This is a genomic window from Streptomyces sp. NBC_01320 (assembly GCF_035974375.1).
GTDB lineage: Bacteria > Actinomycetota > Actinomycetes > Streptomycetales > Streptomycetaceae > Streptomyces > Streptomyces yanii.
The window spans coordinates 6784619-6800221 of the sequence record NZ_CP108390.1 but is presented as its reverse complement, the minus strand read 5'-3'; the positions used below and the strand labels follow the sequence as shown (position 1 = coordinate 6800221).

Here is a 15603-nt window from a genome sequence, read left to right as displayed (position 1 = left end):
GATCAGCCGAGGTGCAGAAGCGTCCGGAGGTCCTCGCCCGCGCGGATCCGCCGTAGGAGCTCCGGCTCCGCCGCGTCCGACAGTTCCGCCTCGTGCACTACAGCGGCCAGCGCTGCCGGCGGCAGGGCGATCACGCCGTTGGCGTCGCCGATGACGATGTCCCCCGGCGCGATGCGGACACCGCCGATGTCCACGGGCACCTGGTGCCGCCCGCCCCGACCGTCAAGCCTCTTGGTGGTCAGGCAGCTGGTGCCCCGGGCGTGGACCGGCAGGCCGAAGGCCGGGTCCGTGAGCGCGTCCACATCCGTCACCACTCCGTCGACGAGGATGCCCGCGGCCCCGCGCGCTCGCGCCGCCGCTACCGTGACGGCGCCGATCGGCGCGTGGGTGTGGTCGCCGCGCATGTCGACGACCAGCACCTCGCCGGGGCGCAGCGCGACGAGCGCGCGGTTCACCGCCACGGCGTCCGGGGCGTCGAGGGCAAGGGTGGCGGCCGTACCGGCCATCCGCCGTGGCCGGCCAAGTCGCCGGACGGCCGAGTCGACGAAGCCTTCTTCCAGGAAATGGCCAAGCGTCGGGAGGTCCACTCGACGCAGGCGCTCCAGCAACTCCCCGTGTGCGAGTCCGGCCTGATCGGGGGCACGGGTGACGCTCACTCCCCCGCTCCTTCCTTGACCACCGCGATGCAGTCGATCTCCAGGGACACGCCCCACAGCCCCACGCAGACCGTCGTCCGCGCCGGCCGGCGGTCGGCGAAGAACGCCTCGTACGCCTGGTTGTAGGGCGCGAGCTGGTCCGGCGAGCTGAGATAGGTGTTGACCTTGACGATGTGGTCGAGATCCGAACCCGCCGCGTGGAGAACGGCTTCGAGGTTGCGCAGCGTCGCGTGCACGTCGTCCTCGAAGGCGCCGTTCGACTCCCCCGGGGCGGCGGGTATCTGACCGGTGGTGAAAACGAAGCCACCGGCGGACGTCGCCTGGACGTAGGGACCCACGGCGGCCGGGACGCCCGGCGCCGAGTCGATCCGCGTGATCCCGCGTCCATTTGTCGCTGTTGTCGCTGTGCTCATGCGACCGCCCCGATCGGGCGCGCGGCGGACCGGGACTCCACGCCCGGCTCGTCGATGTCCCCGAACCGTGTCTCCGCGAGCAGGAGCAGGGCCAGCAGGGACAAGAACGCCGCGCCGAGCACGTACCAGGCGATCGAGGAGCTGCTTCCGGTGGCCGACAACAGCCAGGCGGTGACGGCCGGAGTCGCCGCGGAGCCCAGCAGACCCGACAGCATGTAGGCGACCGAGAGGCCCGAGTACCGGACCCGGGTGCCGAAGAGCTCGGCGAGGAAGGTCGCGATGGGGCCGTAGTTGGCGGAGAACGCGAGCATCATGAGCGCGTAGGCAACGAAGACCCCGAGCGCCGATCCGGTGTCCAGCAGCCAGAAGAACGGGAAGGCGAGTACGGCCTCCGCCGCGATGCCCGCGTAGATGACGGGCTTGCGGCCCACCCGGTCGGACAGCCGGCCGAAGTACGGGATGGCCAGGAACGCGATGGCGCAGGCCACCATGACCGCCCACAGCATCAGGTTCTTGGAGTGTCCGAGGTCGTTGGTCCCGTAGCTCACGCCGGAGGCCACCATCAGGGTGAAGGTCGACCCCGTGGACAGGGTCGCTACGCCGCCCAGCAGCACCTGGCGCCAGTACCGGCTCATCAGCGCGAAGAACGGGATCCTGGCCTTGACGCCCTCCTCCCGGACCGCCTGGAAGGACGGCGTCTCCTCGATGTGGAGCCGGATGTAGAAGCCGATCCCGACGAGGATCGCCGAGGCCAGGAAGGGGATCCGCCAGCCCCACGAGTACAGCGCGTCACTGCTCGTGGTCGAGGCGACCAGCAGGAACGCCCCGTTGGCGAGCAGCGTTCCGATCGGCACCCCGATCTGGACCATGGAGCCGAAGAATCCGCGCCGGTTCTCCGGTGCGTGCTCGACGGTCATCAGTACGGCACCGCCCCACTCGCCGCCCAGCGCGAGACCCTGCACCACGCGGAGGCCGAGCAGCAGGAGGGGCGCGGCCACGCCGAGGGTGGCGTAACCGGGCACGAGGCCGATGGCGAAGGTGGCCACGCCCATCGCCGTCAGGGAGATCAGCAGCATGGACTTGCGGCCGAGACGGTCTCCGAAGTGGCCGAAGAGCACGGCGCCCACCATGCGCGCCAGGTAGGCGGAGGCGAAGGTCAGAAACGAGAGGATGGTGCCTACGGCCCCGTCGAACTCGGGGAAGAACACCTTGCCGAAGACCAGCGCGGAGGCGGTGCCGAACAGGAACAGGTCGTACCACTCGACCGTGGTGCCGACCATGCTGGCGAGGGAGATCCTGCGCATCTTCGTCGCGTCGAGCCGGCTGCCGGTGGTCGGCGGGAAAGCGGGAGCGGTCATGGGGACTCCGGTCTGAGGTCTGAGCCGAGGAATCGTCTGGGGGACTGGGGGCTGAGCGGGCGCCGTCCGGTTGGCCAACGGTGCATCGACGACTCGCCGACCACAAGGAGCAGAAGCACACCGCCTCGGGGCGACGACTGTGCACATGACCAATGCGCCACGTCGCGCTCCGAATTCCGGATGAAAACTTTCGTGTTACGGACCGGGCCCCCTCACCCACGCCTGTTCATCTGCACATCGCAGCGCCGCTATCCGGGGGCCTTTGCCCCGTGTCTCCGGCCGCCTCGAAAGCAACACTGGCCGGGCAACCGCGGCCTCAAGAGAAGGAACAGACCCCCGATGGCGAACGTCGCACCCGAGCCCACCGACTCCCCCGAGCGCCCCCTCTCCGCCGGCCATCTGATCGTCGCGCAACTGGAGCGCGAGGGCGTCCGGCGGGTGTACGGGGTTCCCGGTGAGTCCTTCCTCGACGTTCTGGACGGCCTGCACGACTCGTCGATCTCGACGGTGGTGACCCGGCACGAGGGCGGTGCGGGCTTCATGGCGCTGGCAGAGGGCAGGCTGACGGGCCTGCCCGGGGTGGCGATGGTGACCCGGGGGCCGGGCGCCGCTAACGCCTTCATCGCCGTCCACACCGCGTACCAGGACGCGACCCCGATGCTCCTCTTCGTCGGGCTGGTCCCGGTGCCCGACCGCGGCCGGGAGGCATTCCAGGAGTTCGACCTCAGCGGGTGGTTCGGCAGCACGGCGAAGAAGGTCGTCATGCTGGACGACCCCACCGCCGCCGCCCGCGTCGTCGCGGAGAGCGTCCACGCGGCCCGCAGCGGCCGGCCCGGCCCGGTGGTGATCGGCCTTCCCGAGGACGTACTCACCCTCCCCGCGGGCCCCGCCCTCGGGGTTAGGCCGCTTGCGGTGCCGCGGCCCGGCGCCTCAGAAGCGGAGCTGAAGGAGCTGGTGCGCCGGTTCGAGCGCGCGCGGCGGCCCCTGGTCGTCGTAGGCGGAGAGGGCTGGACCGCGGAGAGCGGCCAGGAACTCATGCGCTGGGCGACACGGCACTCGATCCCCGTACTCGCCGACTTCCGCGCGTACGACGCCGTCCCCCACGACCTCGAAGGCCTCGGCGCCTACGCCGGCTCGCTCGGCTACGGCCGTGGCGACCACGCGGCCCGGCTGCTGGACGAGGCCGACCTCACGGTCTTCCTCGGCGCACCGCGCGGTGACGTGCTCAGCGACGGATACGCCCGCGGCCTCGACTCGGAGACGGTGCTCGTCCTCCCCGGCGACGCACAGGGTCACTGCGGCCGCATCGACCAGTTCATCTCGGCCCACGCGCCCGCCTTCGTCCTCGACCTCGTCACCACGCCGGCGGCGCCGGACGCCGACGCCGCGTGGTTCGGGGCGGCCGTGGACACCCAGGCCCGCTTCGCCACTCCCCCCTCCGAGCCGACCGAGGAAGACACCCACGACACCTACGTCGACCTCACCGCGGTCATGGGCGTGCTGCGGGAGGAGCTCACCCACGACGCCGTCATCACCTACGGCGCCGGAAACCACGCCCTCTGGCCGGCCCGCTACCTCCCGCACCGCGCCCCGGCCTCCCTCGTCGCCCCCCGCAACGGCGCCATGGGCATGGGCATACCGGCCGCCGTCGCGGCATCGCTGGCCTTCCCCGGACGCGAGGTCGTGTCGGTCGCGGGTGACGGCTGCTTCCTGATGAACGGTCAGGAACTGGCCACCGCGGTGGGGCACGGCGCCACCTTCGTCGCCCTGGTGGTCGACAACGGCTGCTACGCGACGATCCGCGAGCACCAGGAGGGCGCCTACCCGGGCCGCCCGTCCGGCACCCAGCTGACCAACCCGGACTTCGCGGCATGGGCCCGCTCGTACGGTGCGTACGGCGAGACCGTGACCTCGCACCGCGACTTCCGCGAGGCGTTCCGGCGGGCCCGCGCGAGCGGCCTCCCGGCCGTGCTGCACCTGATCCAGGACCCGGCGGTCCGCGCTCCGGCGACCACCGCCTGAGCCCCGAAGCCGCCCGCCGATGAGCCGCGAGGCCACCCGCCCGATGCCCCCGCGCCGCCCCACGATCGCCGGCGCCCCACCCGCCTCCGCCAAGGTGACCTGCCTCCCTCCGTGGACGCGTTCCCGCACCCCACCCCGCAAACCGACAGGACGTGATCATGAGCAACCCCGTCACCTCTTCCACGGCTCCGACCGCACACGACGTCACCCTGCTGGAGGACTTCGCGACTCTCTCGGCGTTCGGTGCCACACCCGGCGGTGGGGTCGACCGACAGGCTGCCACCCCCGCCGACGCAGAACAGCGTGCCTGGCTCCACCGGTGGCTCACCGCCCGCGGCGCCGAAGTGCGCTACGACGGTGTCGGCAACCAGTTCGGTCTCTTCACCGTCACACCCGGAGCCCCGTACGTCCTCACCGGCTCGCACCTGGACAGCCAGCCGCTCGGTGGCCGCTACGACGGTGCGTACGGCGTCCTGGCCTCGGCCCACGCCGCGCACCGGGCCGTGGAACGGTACGGCGTCTCGGACGCCGCACCGAAGTACAACGTGGCCGTGGTCAACTGGTTCAACGAGGAAGGCTCCCGGTTCAAGCCGAGCATGATGGGGAGCTCGGTGTTCACGGGGAAGCTGCCGCTCCGGACCGCCCTCACGACGACCGATCCTGCGGGCATCACGGTCGAAGCCGCTCTCCGCGAGATCGGAACGATCGGCGACTACGCCGGGCCGGACGTGGCAGCGTACGCCGAGATCCACATCGAGCAGGGCCGCGACCTGGAGAACAAGGGGACCACGATCGGCCTGGTGGACGCCACCTGGGCGGCACGCAAGTACCAGGTCGTGGTTCGCGGCGAGCAGTCGCATACCGGATCGACGATCATGGCGGACCGACGCGACGCCCTGTTCGGCGCCTCACTCCTCGTCGTGGCGGTGCGCGAACTGGCCGAGCAGAGCACGGACGTCCCGTTGCACACCTCGGTGAGCGAGATGACCATCGAGCCCAATTCTCCCGTGGTGGTCGCGCGCGAGGTGCGCATGCACGTCGATCTGCGTTCGCCCGACGAAGCGTTTCTCGACTCGGCGGCCAAGAAGCTGGCCGAGTCGATCCCCGGCATCGAGGAGCGTGCGTCGGTCACCATCGAGCAGGTTCAGACACACGGTTGGGGCGTGGCGCCGTTCCCGGCGGCCGGGGTCGAGCTCGCAGCCCAAGCAGCCGACGAACTGGGGCTCAGCCACCAGACCATGATGACCATCGCGGGACACGACTCGGTGAACATGAAGGATGTCGCGCCCTCGATCATGCTGTTCGTGCCCAGCATCGAGGGAATCTCCCACAACGAGGGCGAGTTCACGAACGACCAGGACATCAGCGCGGGCACCGATCTGCTGACCGAGGTGGTCCGCCGGCTCATGTCGGGTGCTCTGGACGGCGCACGGTGACCCGCGGGGCAGAAACGGATTACGCCTCTCCCGCGCGGTCCTTGTGGACGCGGTCGGGCTCCTCACAGCCGACACCGCACAACTCCAGCGGAACGGATTCAGCACACATGAGGCCGGGAAGCCCCGTGAACACGTGAGAAGTGCAGAGGGGTGTTTTCCCGGGCCAGGCATCCTGCAACCACTGTTTCCGCAGGTCACAGCCCTCACCCGGGAAAACCCCTAAAACGGGTGTCGCAGGTTCGAATCCTGCCGGGGGCACCAGCCAAAAGGCCCCGGACCGATCATGGTCCGGGGCCTTTGACATCTACTTATTCCAAGTGGACACGACGACGGCGATGCGGTCTCCGGTACCGATCTCCTGCTGTGCAGATCAACAGCAGAGAACCTGTGCCACGGCCTGGCTGAAGTCGCCGGTCGCGAGCGCCTTGACCGGGATCGTGAAGTACAACGTTCCGGCGTCCCCCCAACCCCATCCGAGTTCGGTGTCCTCGGCAAGCTGGAGCAGATGGACGGCTGGGCCGTCGGCGTCGCGGGCCGACACCTTGAGCGTGTACGAGGTGTCCGGCCAACCGAAGGCGCAGTGACTCCCGGCGGTGTTCCCGTCGAGATCTCCCATCTCATCGAGAATGCGTGATGCGGCGCCCCAGTGCTGGTCCCTGTCGAACTCCACGTCCTCGTCCTCGACGTCCCAGCAGTCCGGGAGCATGGCTGCCTCAGCCGCCTGGACAGGTACAGCCGGGTAACGTCTCGCTGGTTCGGGTGCCCTCGTCTCTACTGCCCGTGCCGGATCGACGGAAATGACGCGGTATGCCGCAGACTCGGACATGTCCAGTTGGCGGTACTCCTCGTACGGCAAGTCTGGATCGAGGTAGAAGAAGTTGAGCAGGCCGGGTCGTGTGGGCAGTTCGTTGCCCAGCCAGGCAGCCAGAGCATCGGTGTCCAGCACGGCATGCAGGGACAACGGAACCCCGCTCTGTTCGGGCCAGCAGGTCCCCGGTTCGAGGAGAGCAGGCCCACCAAGTCGGCATTGCCCAGTGGCCTGGACAGTTCCCGCTGGGCGGACCAACTGAAAGCCTCGACGGGCCATGGCAGCAAACTGCCGACCGGCCTTCTCGCCGAGCCGTTCTGTGCATGCGCGGCTCAAACCGGCAGGGTCATCGAACTGCATGCCGGGATCTTCTCAACCTCCGCTCGGTCTCTACCACCTTGGGTCCGAGGCGCGCCCCTTGCCCGCAGACGGACTCCGACATCTATGCCTGACATCAACGGCGTCGGACAGAGGCGTACATGAGCACGCCTGTCTTGCCGCTGTGGTGCAAGGTCTCCCTGCCAGGGGCAACTGCGGATCGAACTCCTCAAGCGGGTGTCATCGCATCCAAGGAGCGCCCTCCCGGGGCCGCCTCGGGGCCGTGGAAGGGCGCTCAACGATGACCAGCGGTGACAACTGCCGACAGCTCAGCAGCAGGTCACAGCGTTGATCGATTACGTGATCGCAGGTTGGGAACCCGGCGTGTCACTTCTTCGGCTTCTGAACTCACGGACCGCCGAGCAATGAGTACACGACGACGTCGTGGTGGTTGCGTTGCAGAAGAAGGATGACGGGACACTCCGGGCCGTTGCCCCAGGTCTGCCCATAAACCTGCCAGCCAGCCGGCTCCACGACGAAAACAGGAGTAACCATGCCGTCGCCCTTGGGCAGAGCCTTCCCGTGGCCGTCCAGCTCGTACTGGCGCCCGCAGAAGCTCATGCGAGCTGGAACCTCCCACCAGGCGAACGTGTGGTAACTCAGGCGGTAGTTGATCAGCCATCCGCCGGCTACCAGCAACACCAAAGCAACCGCTACCCAGAGGACTCTGCGGACCCCTCGGCGGATTGAGGGCGTCGCCGTCAAAGCCATAGAGCAAAGACGATCACTTTCTGCAAGGGGGCGTCAAGAACCCAAGGGCACCCTGTTCGACGGCAGTTGACGGTAGAAGCTGCCCGTGCCCCGTCCGTGCCCGATCGTGCGGGGAACCACGGTGACGAGCGGACACCCCTCAGCACAACGGCCCCTGACCGTCTCACCTGGTCAGGGGCCGTTTCACGTGGCGGTGGGTGTGGGATGTGAACCCAGGGTGACTCGCGCCACGACGGTTTTCGAGACTGTCGCTCAGGCTTGCGCCGTCGACAAGCCTGCCCGATCCGCGGGCCAGCGTAAGGGGCCGTGATCACTCGCGCCAAAGCGGCTCCCGGCCAAAGTCGCTACGCCGCCCGCGCTGTACAGTCCGGGCTGGTGGTTCGATGACTGATAAAGACTCGGTGCAGGGCAGGCTTCACAGAGCCAGTAGCCGTTTTGGGTGGACACTCATGGTGACCCTGTCGATCACCCTCGTGGCACTCACCCTCCTGGGCATCCTGAGCCTTTTCCTGGTCCCACTTTTTTCATCCTGGGCGGCACCGTCGACCATTGATCGAGCCGTAGGTGTTGACGCGGTCAAGCACCGGCGGGAGAGGGAACGAGCAACGGGGCGGGGGCTGGCCGTTCCACTCTCGTGCCAGAACGGACGGGAACTCAGGAGGAACGGGGGGTCCGCAGGGGTGAGTTCGGCCGGAGTCTGCCCAAGGTAGGGAATCCGCAGGTCACACGCATGACCGCCCAACCTCGCTCCTAAAGCGGGTGTCGCAGGTTCGAATCCTGCCGGGGGCGCCAGCCAAAAGGCCCCGGGCCGATCATGGTCCGGGGCCTTCGACATCATTTTTTGACATCACCGAGGGCGGTCACTCACGGCCGGGGCGCCTCTTGAGCAGCCGGTCCATGCAGCTGACGGCCTCGCGCTGCGTGTCCTGGACCACGTGCGTGTAGACCTCCAGGGTGATGCCGATCTGGCTGTGTCCGAGGATTTCCATCACGACGCGGGGCGCGACCCCGGCCGCGGTGAGGGGCCCTCACCGACGGCGATCATGGAGCCAAACTGAGCTGTGTGATGATGCACGGAAGATGACCAGCCCTGGGGAGGGGCCGGGTGCGTGGGAAGGGCGGGGCCCATCGTGGGCAAGGGCGGGGAGTCCATACCGGACGAAGAGTGGGAGCGCTTCCTTCGTGAAGCCGAGGCGGGGACTAAGGGCGCGCCCGAAGAGCCGTCGGCGCGGGCCCGGATGGTGGCACGGCAGTTACGGGAGGAGACCGACCGACCGGAGCCGTGGCGGAGTCACCAACCGACCCGGCGGCAAGAAGGTAAGGGCTGGTACGCGATCGGTCTGCTGGTTGCGGTCGCCTTGCTGATCGTGGCGCTGGATCCAGGGCGGGTGGCTGGATGGTTCGGAGGCGGAGGCGGAGGCGGCGAGAGTGCGCCGCTCACCGTGGAGTCGAAACGTCCGGATCAACCGCCGCCGACAGAAGCGGCAGCCCAACGTCCGACCATGGAGCAGCCGTTCAGGGGGTCGCCCGCTGCGCAGTGGGGTGACGGGAAGGCTGGGATCGGCCTGCCTGAGGCACGCGCGACAGGCTGGATGAGCAAGGGGCAGGTCGCGCAGGCGCTCAAGAAGACCCGGGACTTCCTCACCGCGTCCAGTCTGGATCCTGGTGTGCTGCGCGGGGAACAGCCGAGGAAGGCGATTGCGTTGATCAATCCCCATCAGCAGGATGTCCAGGACTACCTGAGTACCGCGTTCCCTGCGCCCAGCCAGAAGAACGATCCTCTGCTGCTGTTCAGCCGGTTCGAGAAGACAAAGGTCCGGCTTGTCGGGGATGTGGTCAAGACACGAGGGCGGATCACGTACCAAGAAGGTAAGCGCGGTGCGGTCGAGGTGACCACCGATGTCACGTACGTCTATCCGGTCGTACGCACTGCAGCGGGAAGCGACGAAGTCGCGCGCACCATCGTGCGCCGCGAGGTCGTGATGAGTTGGGACGACCCGGCGAAGGTCATCATCGAGCGGGGTACGTTCTCCCTCGTCTCCTACAAGGTGGACACCACCAACGGCGGCTGCGATACCTTCACCGGCTACCTCACCCCCAAGTTCAGCGCAGAGCGCGCGGCCTCGCGCCCGGGAGACGGCCCCGAGGTCGACCCGTACGACCGGAGCACGTCGATGGAAACGCGCATGCGGGAGGCCGGCGATGCGGGGTGCCGGACTGCCACACGGTCGTGAGTGGCCGTTGCAGGGAATCAGAACTGCATGGTCGGGAGCCTCAAGCGTCGCGGGTCGGTGAGTGTCTAACTGCGTGACAACACCTACGCACACTGCACGAGCGGGCAGCCCCGGCCGACACCGCGCTCGACGCTCGCTAAAACTCCCTACGCCGTTGAACGCCAGACCGAGTGGGGCGACGAGTACCCCTGGCCGTGTCTGCACCCATACCCAGTACAAGCACCATCCGCCGCCTCATCCGGACATCCTCTCCAGTGCCCTGCAGCCGTTCCGATCGGCCAGGGGATTGCCTCCCCCACCAACAGACTTGGAAGCGTGCACCCCAGGTCCAGGGTGCCGTGCGGGTCGTACCAGCCCCAACGTCGGACTGAGCCACGATTGAAGCACACGGTCCAAGCCCTCGCGACGGACGTGAGTGTCCAACTACCTGACGGGGCCGACGCACAGCGGCGAACAACCGCGGACGTCTGCGGACCGTCGCAGCAGGTGAGAGACATACCAGCACGAGGGCAGGCGCCCAGCAAGGTTCGTTCGGGACGAAGAGCTCGTGGGTCTCAAACCCCGCCACCCCGACACGGTTCTCAGCTAGTACCGGCGATGACCTGCCCGCCGACGGAGAGGCGCTGCTCGCATTCCGGGCAGGTCGCCTCACCGAAGGCATAAGTCAGGGCGCGCGCGACCTCCTCGTGGCCGTCGGTCAGGGCAAGGTCGTAGAGACGGCGGCCGAGACCCTCCAGAGCGCGGGGGTCAGCCGGATGGAGAGGGAAGGTTTCGATGTCGTCGGAGAGGGCGTAGTCTTCCGCCGCGCTGAAGAAGCCCCGCTCTCCGATGATCACCCACAGCGACGCGCACCCGTCGGGATCGGGGCACTCGAGTTCGTATTCCTCGTTGACGACACCCCAGATCAAGTCCTGTGCCCAGTGGATGTCGCCCTCCAGGTTCAGGACCGCCTCAAGCAGGTGGCAGTAGTCATTCCGGTCGGCGGTGACCTGCCGCCACCGGTTTGCTGCGGCCAGCAGGCGTGCGACTTCCGGCGCGTGCCGGTCGCGCAGGTTCCGGGTCTCGTACCGCTGGTCCGCCTGGACGAGAAGGGCGCCGGCCAGGAGGAGGGCCGAAACTGCCGTGTCGGCATGGTCGTCCTCCGCCATGTCGGTCAGCGTGTGCAGCACCAACGGTTGGGCGACATCCAGAGAACCGTTGTGGTAGAGCTCCGTCCAGAGGTCACTCCAGGCCTGACTGTCCCGACCCTTGGCGGCACGTTCCAGCAGGGCCCTCAGGCGGTCGGTATCGGCGTCGTCCGCGCGGGGAACAGGAGAACTCGTCGTCATCTTCGGCATCCAAGCAGACTGCCGCGAGCGCACTTTCGCAGACCCGTCGATTGCGGTGGAAGTGTGCCGGTCGGCGATTCAAGCCAAGACAGCCGACCACGCCCCCCGACAGACCCTCCAGCGTGCTGCCGACCAACGCGCACTCGACGACGCCTACTTCACCGCCAGAACCCTCACCTGGCACATCCAACGCCTGGGCACAAGGCCGATCTGGGTGCCGTCAGGACGTCGGCCACCGCCCCCTTGACCGCTCTCACTCGAGTACGCGCTCGTAGTCGCGTTTGTCCTCTGGCCTGAGGCAATCAGAGCGGCTCATGTATGCCCCCGTACCGTGTGGTGCACCGGCACGGGGCCGTCCATCTAAATGTTATCCAGTTGCGCAATTTTTAAAGTATTGGATTGAGGTTCCACATCGGTACGGCGCCCGGTATTGGTGCCGCGTTCATGTCCTGCTCCTACCGTTGCCTGGCCCGGCCTGTCCCGGTGCCTCGTCCAACGCCCGAGGAGGGCACTCCGCAAATGCGCAGCAGACCAAGCAAGATCCTGGCGGTACTCGCCGTGACCGGCGCACTTGCCGCCAGCACCGCGGCGACCGCCAACTCCGCGCCCCAGCAGGGCGACCATGGCAAGCAGTCCGAGATCCGTAACGTCATCTACCTGCTCGGCGACGGCATGGGCCGTACCCATGTCACCGCCGGGCGCGAGCGCTACTACGGCGCCGAGGGCAAGCTGAACATGGAGCGGCTGCCGAGCTACGGCGCGGTGGCGACGTCCGCCGTCGAGAAGGGCAGCAACCAGCCGGCGCTGGTCACCGACTCCGCCAGCGCGGCCACCGCGTGGTCCTCCGGTGTGAAGACGTACAACGCGGCCATCGGAGTCGACTCGTACGAGAAGAAGCTGCCCACGCTGATGGAGCAGGCCAAGAAGTCGGGCTTCGCGACCGGCAACGTGTCCACCGCCGAGATCACCGACGCCACCCCGGCCGCCCAGATGAGCCACGCTCTGCTGCGCGGATGCCAGGGCCCGGTGTACTCCGACGCGGCGTGCCTGCCGAAGAAGGACGACGGGTCCTACGAGGACAAGCCCGCCGACAAGACCCTGATCACGCCGATCGCCCAGCAGATCGCCCGTAACGGCACCGCCGACGTGATCTTCGGCGGCGGCCTCGCACGCTTCGCGCCGGACGACCAGAAGGCGCTGGGGGCGCAGGGCTACCAGGTGCTCGGCAGCTTCGGCGACCCGGCGCTGCCCGCCCAGACCGCTGAGAGCCAGAAGGTCGCGACCAAGGCCGATCTCGACAAGGTCAAGGGCGGCAAGGTCGTCGGGCTGTTCAACCGCGGGAACCTGACGGTCGAGAAGTCCAAGGCCGAACTGCCCGCCGACGCCCCGGAGAAGAAGGAGCCGACGCTCGCCGAGCTGACCAAGAAGTCGATCTCGCTGCTCGACGGCCGGTCCAAGAAGGGGTTCCTGCTCCAGGTCGAGGGCGCGCTGATCGACAAGCGCTCGCACGCCAACGATGCGTCGCAGACCCTGGGCGAGATCAAGGCGTTCGACGACGCGGTCAAGGCCGCCACGGACTTCGCGAAGAAGGACGGCCACACCCTCGTCGTCGTGACGGCGGACCACGAGTGCGCCGGCTTCAACATCATCGAGAAGGGCACCTTCACCAACGCCGAGGCGGCGGCCCCGCCGGCCAACAACGACTCGGGCAACACGGCCAACAACTCCGTGCCCGCGCGCTCGTCCTCGGCCAACGTCAAGGACCCGGCCCGCTCCTCCGGCATCGTCAACGGCTCGGGTGCCGGCGACGCCAAGAACTTCGGCCCGGCCACCTTCCGTACCCCCGACGACCCGGCGGGCGTGAAGGACGGCAGCGAGCACGCCAGCCTCTGGCTGACCTACCTGTCCGGTAACCACACCGGCGCCGATGTGCCGATCTACGCGTACGGACCGGGTAACAGCGCCTTCGCCGCCAGCCAGGACAACACCGAGCTCTACGGCAAGATGTACCGCTCGCTGTTCGGCACCGCACCGCACGGCCACTGACCCTCACTCAGCCACGCGACCAGGGGCCGGGAGGGGGTGCCCCTCCCGGCCCCTGGTCGTTCGTATCCCAGGAGCATGTCCGATGAGACACCCGATCCGCATCACGACGGCCGCCGTGCTGGGCGCTGTCGTGCTGACCACTCTCACGGGCTGCGGCACCTCCGCGGGGACCAACCCGGGCAAGGGCGAGCCGCTCGCGGCCACCGCCCTGCCCCTGCCCCCTCCCCGTTCCGCGCCGTCCCCGGCCGCGACGCTCCCGGCGCCGCCCAAGCAGGGAGAGGTACGTGTCGAGGAAGGGCCGTTCACCGACCGCGTCCGCCTCACGCGGCTCACGCTCACCGGCGAGTCCGCCGTCAGCGGGCATCTGGCGATTACCTCCGACGTCAGCGATGTGCTCGCGCTGGAGCTGAGTGCCGCCTATTACGATTCCAAGGGTCGTTTCATCGGCACCGGCAGCTTCCAGTACCAGGAAGAGGGGCAGGACGCGGAAGGCGGCCATCACCACGACGGACCGCGCGCGGCGAGCGAGGGCATCGACTTCAAGGCGCCCGCCACCAAGCTCACCGGCACCGCGGCAGCCGCCGTCGTCTCCGTCCCCGTCCTGGTCAACGAGTAGCCGGGCTGGTCAACGAGCAGCCGGGCGTCCGGTACGACCGGGCGCCGGACGGAAGGTCGCTCCTCACTGTCGCCCCGCATGGGGCGTCGTCGATGACTCCGAGACGGTCTTGGCGACCGTCAGCAGGGGCCCCATCGACCGCGATTTCCGGACTGACGACGACCGCCCGGAAACGACGTTCTACCTCTACAAGGTGATCGTCTCCCGTCGTGCAGAGGGGCGACGACTCGGCGAGCGCCTGGTGGATTCGGCTTCCGATCCGGCAGCCTTGGAGGGGCGCGACCGGGCGCGTACAGATACGTGGCGCACCAACAGGGGCCTGCACAGCCACTACGAACGAATCGGCTTCGAGCACGTGCGGACAGAGAGCCCACCGCATCGTCGTTCTGGGTGGCTGGCGCAGCGTCCAGTCACCACGCTGAGCCCTGCCGATTCGCCCTTGGCGGTAGGTTGGCGCGCCGCTGCGTGAATCGGAGTCCCGTCTCAGTCTGTCTCGCTCACCGCCGTACACCGTCGTTCATGGCGGTATCCGCCCCCTCACGGTGCCAAGTTCAGTCCCACCGCGAACGGTCGTGAACGACTGGCGGCGTCGTCGCGGTTGTTTCGCTGGTGCACCGGACGGGGCGCGGCGGCGCATCCGGTGGCGGGTCGACGGGCGAGCCGTAGCCGCTCGGGGTCCCGCAAGTCCAGTCGGCCTAGTACTGCAGGGACACATCTGGCTGCGACCTGCGGCGATGCGCAAGGGCCGCCGCCTGTCGCCTCTACCACCCGGCCCCTTCCCGTGTGGTCAGGCTGATGTGTCCCTGTCCCTGTAGTACTAGTCAGCCGTGCATCGCGGTGCTGTAGACGTACAGGGCGATCACACCGGCGACGCAGGCGAGGATCACCCATGAACCGAAACTGGTGTGTTTCCCACTGCCTTTGGGCCGCGCGGCCTTCCCGGACTGATTGGACCGCTTGGACCGCTTGGGCGATGCCCGTCCCGGCGCGACCGGCGCCACATCGGCCGCCGCCTCGGCGAGCAGGCGACGGCAGGTCGCGGCGAGCACGCCTGTACCGGCGGAGAGGGGCACCACGGCCTCCGAACGCGCCGGAGCGGTGGTACCGCCGTCCAGGATGCGCCCCGCGCGTACGAGGACCTCGTCCCGGCCGCCCGCCGGAGCGAGGCTGATCCACCGCCGTACATGCTCACCCCGGATGACCACACCGCCGGACCGCTCCCGGTACACGGTGTGTTCCCGCCACAAAATCTCCGCCAACTCCCCGGCGGTGTCTCTCAGTTGTGCGCTCACAACCCCTCCCCCTCCGCCCCGCGGCGAATCGAACAGGCATCGCACTCTAGCGGCAGGTGCAGAGCGGGGGTGCAGAGCGGGGGTGCAGCGCCGTCGAACTGCGCGACGGCGACCCCGCGCGCTACGGCGGCCAGGGCGTCACCAAGGCTGTCGGCCACGTCAACGGCGAGATCACCGACGCACTGACCGGCCGCTCCTACGCCGACTTTGAGTACGCCGCCGACTCTGGTGCGCAATTCTCGGCGGCTGCTTGACCGGTAGGTGATGATCGTTCCTGCGGTCGTTACGTGTCGTCCGGCCGTGGA

General features: G+C 68.4%; 14 protein-coding genes and 1 pseudogene. 7 read left to right on the top strand and 8 right to left on the bottom strand.

Annotated elements, in window-relative coordinates; genetic code table 11:
- Positions 1 to 2 precede the first annotated feature (2 nt).
- The 3 genes from OG395_RS30990 to OG395_RS30980 are packed head-to-tail and all read right to left on the bottom strand — an operon-like array spanning position 3 to position 2427.
- The gene (locus OG395_RS30990; protein WP_327245868.1) at positions 3 to 656 is read right to left on the bottom strand and encodes an RraA family protein; all 654 of its coding nucleotides are present in this window, start codon (positions 654 to 656) and stop codon (positions 3 to 5) included.
- Positions 653 to 1069 carry a RidA family protein gene (locus OG395_RS30985; protein ID WP_327245867.1) on the bottom strand — a complete coding sequence of 139 codons (417 nt, stop codon included), beginning with the start codon at positions 1067 to 1069 and terminating at the stop codon, positions 653 to 655. Before OG395_RS30985 ends, OG395_RS30990 begins: the two co-directional genes overlap by 4 nt.
- Positions 1066 to 2427: an MFS transporter gene (locus tag OG395_RS30980; RefSeq protein ID WP_327245866.1), complete on the bottom strand. Its 1362-nt coding sequence runs from the start codon at positions 2425 to 2427 to the stop codon at positions 1066 to 1068. Before OG395_RS30980 ends, OG395_RS30985 begins: the two co-directional genes overlap by 4 nt.
- A gap of 339 nt (positions 2428 to 2766) precedes the next feature.
- On the opposite strand from OG395_RS30980, the gene OG395_RS30975 reads away from it, so the two are divergent.
- Both OG395_RS30975 and OG395_RS30970 read left to right on the top strand, forming a co-directional pair.
- Positions 2767 to 4449 (top strand): thiamine pyrophosphate-dependent enzyme, encoded by a 1683-nt coding sequence (locus OG395_RS30975; RefSeq protein ID WP_327245865.1) that lies wholly within the window; start codon positions 2767 to 2769, stop codon positions 4447 to 4449.
- Positions 4450 to 4607: 158 nt separating this feature from the next.
- Positions 4608 to 5885: a M20 family metallo-hydrolase gene (locus OG395_RS30970; protein ID WP_327245864.1), complete on the top strand. Its 1278-nt coding sequence runs from the start codon at positions 4608 to 4610 to the stop codon at positions 5883 to 5885.
- Positions 5886 to 6255: 370 nt separating this feature from the next.
- Here the strand turns inward: OG395_RS30970 and OG395_RS30965 are convergent, their stop codons facing one another.
- From OG395_RS30965 to OG395_RS30955, 3 genes and pseudogenes are all read right to left on the bottom strand, one after another.
- Positions 6256 to 6972, bottom strand: coding sequence for a YwqG family protein (locus OG395_RS30965; protein ID WP_327249507.1), 717 nt, complete (start codon positions 6970 to 6972; stop codon positions 6256 to 6258).
- 447 nt (positions 6973 to 7419) lie between these two features.
- On the bottom strand, positions 7420 to 7713 hold the full coding sequence (locus OG395_RS30960) for a hypothetical protein (protein ID WP_327245863.1): 294 nt from the start codon (positions 7711 to 7713) through the stop codon (positions 7420 to 7422).
- Between the two features lie 929 nt (positions 7714 to 8642).
- A pseudogene (locus tag OG395_RS30955) lies at positions 8643 to 8804 on the bottom strand (site-specific integrase); the annotation flags it as partial.
- A gap of 108 nt (positions 8805 to 8912) precedes the next feature.
- Between OG395_RS30955 and OG395_RS30950 the strand changes: the two are divergent.
- The gene (locus OG395_RS30950) at positions 8913 to 10016 is read left to right on the top strand and encodes a hypothetical protein (RefSeq protein ID WP_327249506.1); all 1104 of its coding nucleotides are present in this window, start codon (positions 8913 to 8915) and stop codon (positions 10014 to 10016) included.
- 581 nt (positions 10017 to 10597) lie between these two features.
- On the opposite strand, the gene OG395_RS30945 is transcribed toward OG395_RS30950, so the two are convergent.
- The gene (locus tag OG395_RS30945) at positions 10598 to 11353 is read right to left on the bottom strand and encodes a hypothetical protein (RefSeq protein WP_327245862.1); all 756 of its coding nucleotides are present in this window, start codon (positions 11351 to 11353) and stop codon (positions 10598 to 10600) included.
- A gap of 510 nt (positions 11354 to 11863) precedes the next feature.
- Between OG395_RS30945 and OG395_RS30940 the strand changes: the two genes are divergently transcribed.
- The 3 genes from OG395_RS30940 (at position 11864) to OG395_RS30930 (ending at position 14475) form a co-directional block, all read left to right on the top strand.
- Positions 11864 to 13390: an alkaline phosphatase gene (locus tag OG395_RS30940; protein WP_327245861.1), complete on the top strand. Its 1527-nt coding sequence runs from the start codon at positions 11864 to 11866 to the stop codon at positions 13388 to 13390.
- An 82-nt stretch (positions 13391 to 13472) separates the two neighbouring features.
- Complete coding sequence (locus OG395_RS30935; RefSeq protein WP_327245860.1) at positions 13473 to 14006, top strand: hypothetical protein; 534 nt, start codon at positions 13473 to 13475, stop codon at positions 14004 to 14006.
- Positions 13888 to 14475, top strand: coding sequence for a GNAT family N-acetyltransferase (locus OG395_RS30930; protein WP_327249505.1), 588 nt, complete (start codon positions 13888 to 13890; stop codon positions 14473 to 14475). The genes OG395_RS30935 and OG395_RS30930 overlap by 119 nt, the downstream gene beginning before the upstream one ends.
- Before the next feature lie 352 nt (positions 14476 to 14827).
- Here the strand turns inward: OG395_RS30930 and OG395_RS30925 are convergent, their stop codons facing one another.
- The gene (locus tag OG395_RS30925; protein ID WP_327245859.1) at positions 14828 to 15298 is read right to left on the bottom strand and encodes a hypothetical protein; all 471 of its coding nucleotides are present in this window, start codon (positions 15296 to 15298) and stop codon (positions 14828 to 14830) included.
- Between the two features lie 56 nt (positions 15299 to 15354).
- Here OG395_RS30925 and OG395_RS30920 point away from each other — a divergent pair, with 56 nt between their 5' ends.
- Positions 15355 to 15552, top strand: a complete 198-nt coding sequence (locus OG395_RS30920; protein ID WP_442818620.1) for a hypothetical protein — start codon at positions 15355 to 15357, stop codon at positions 15550 to 15552.
- Positions 15553 to 15603: the final 51 nt, after the last annotated feature.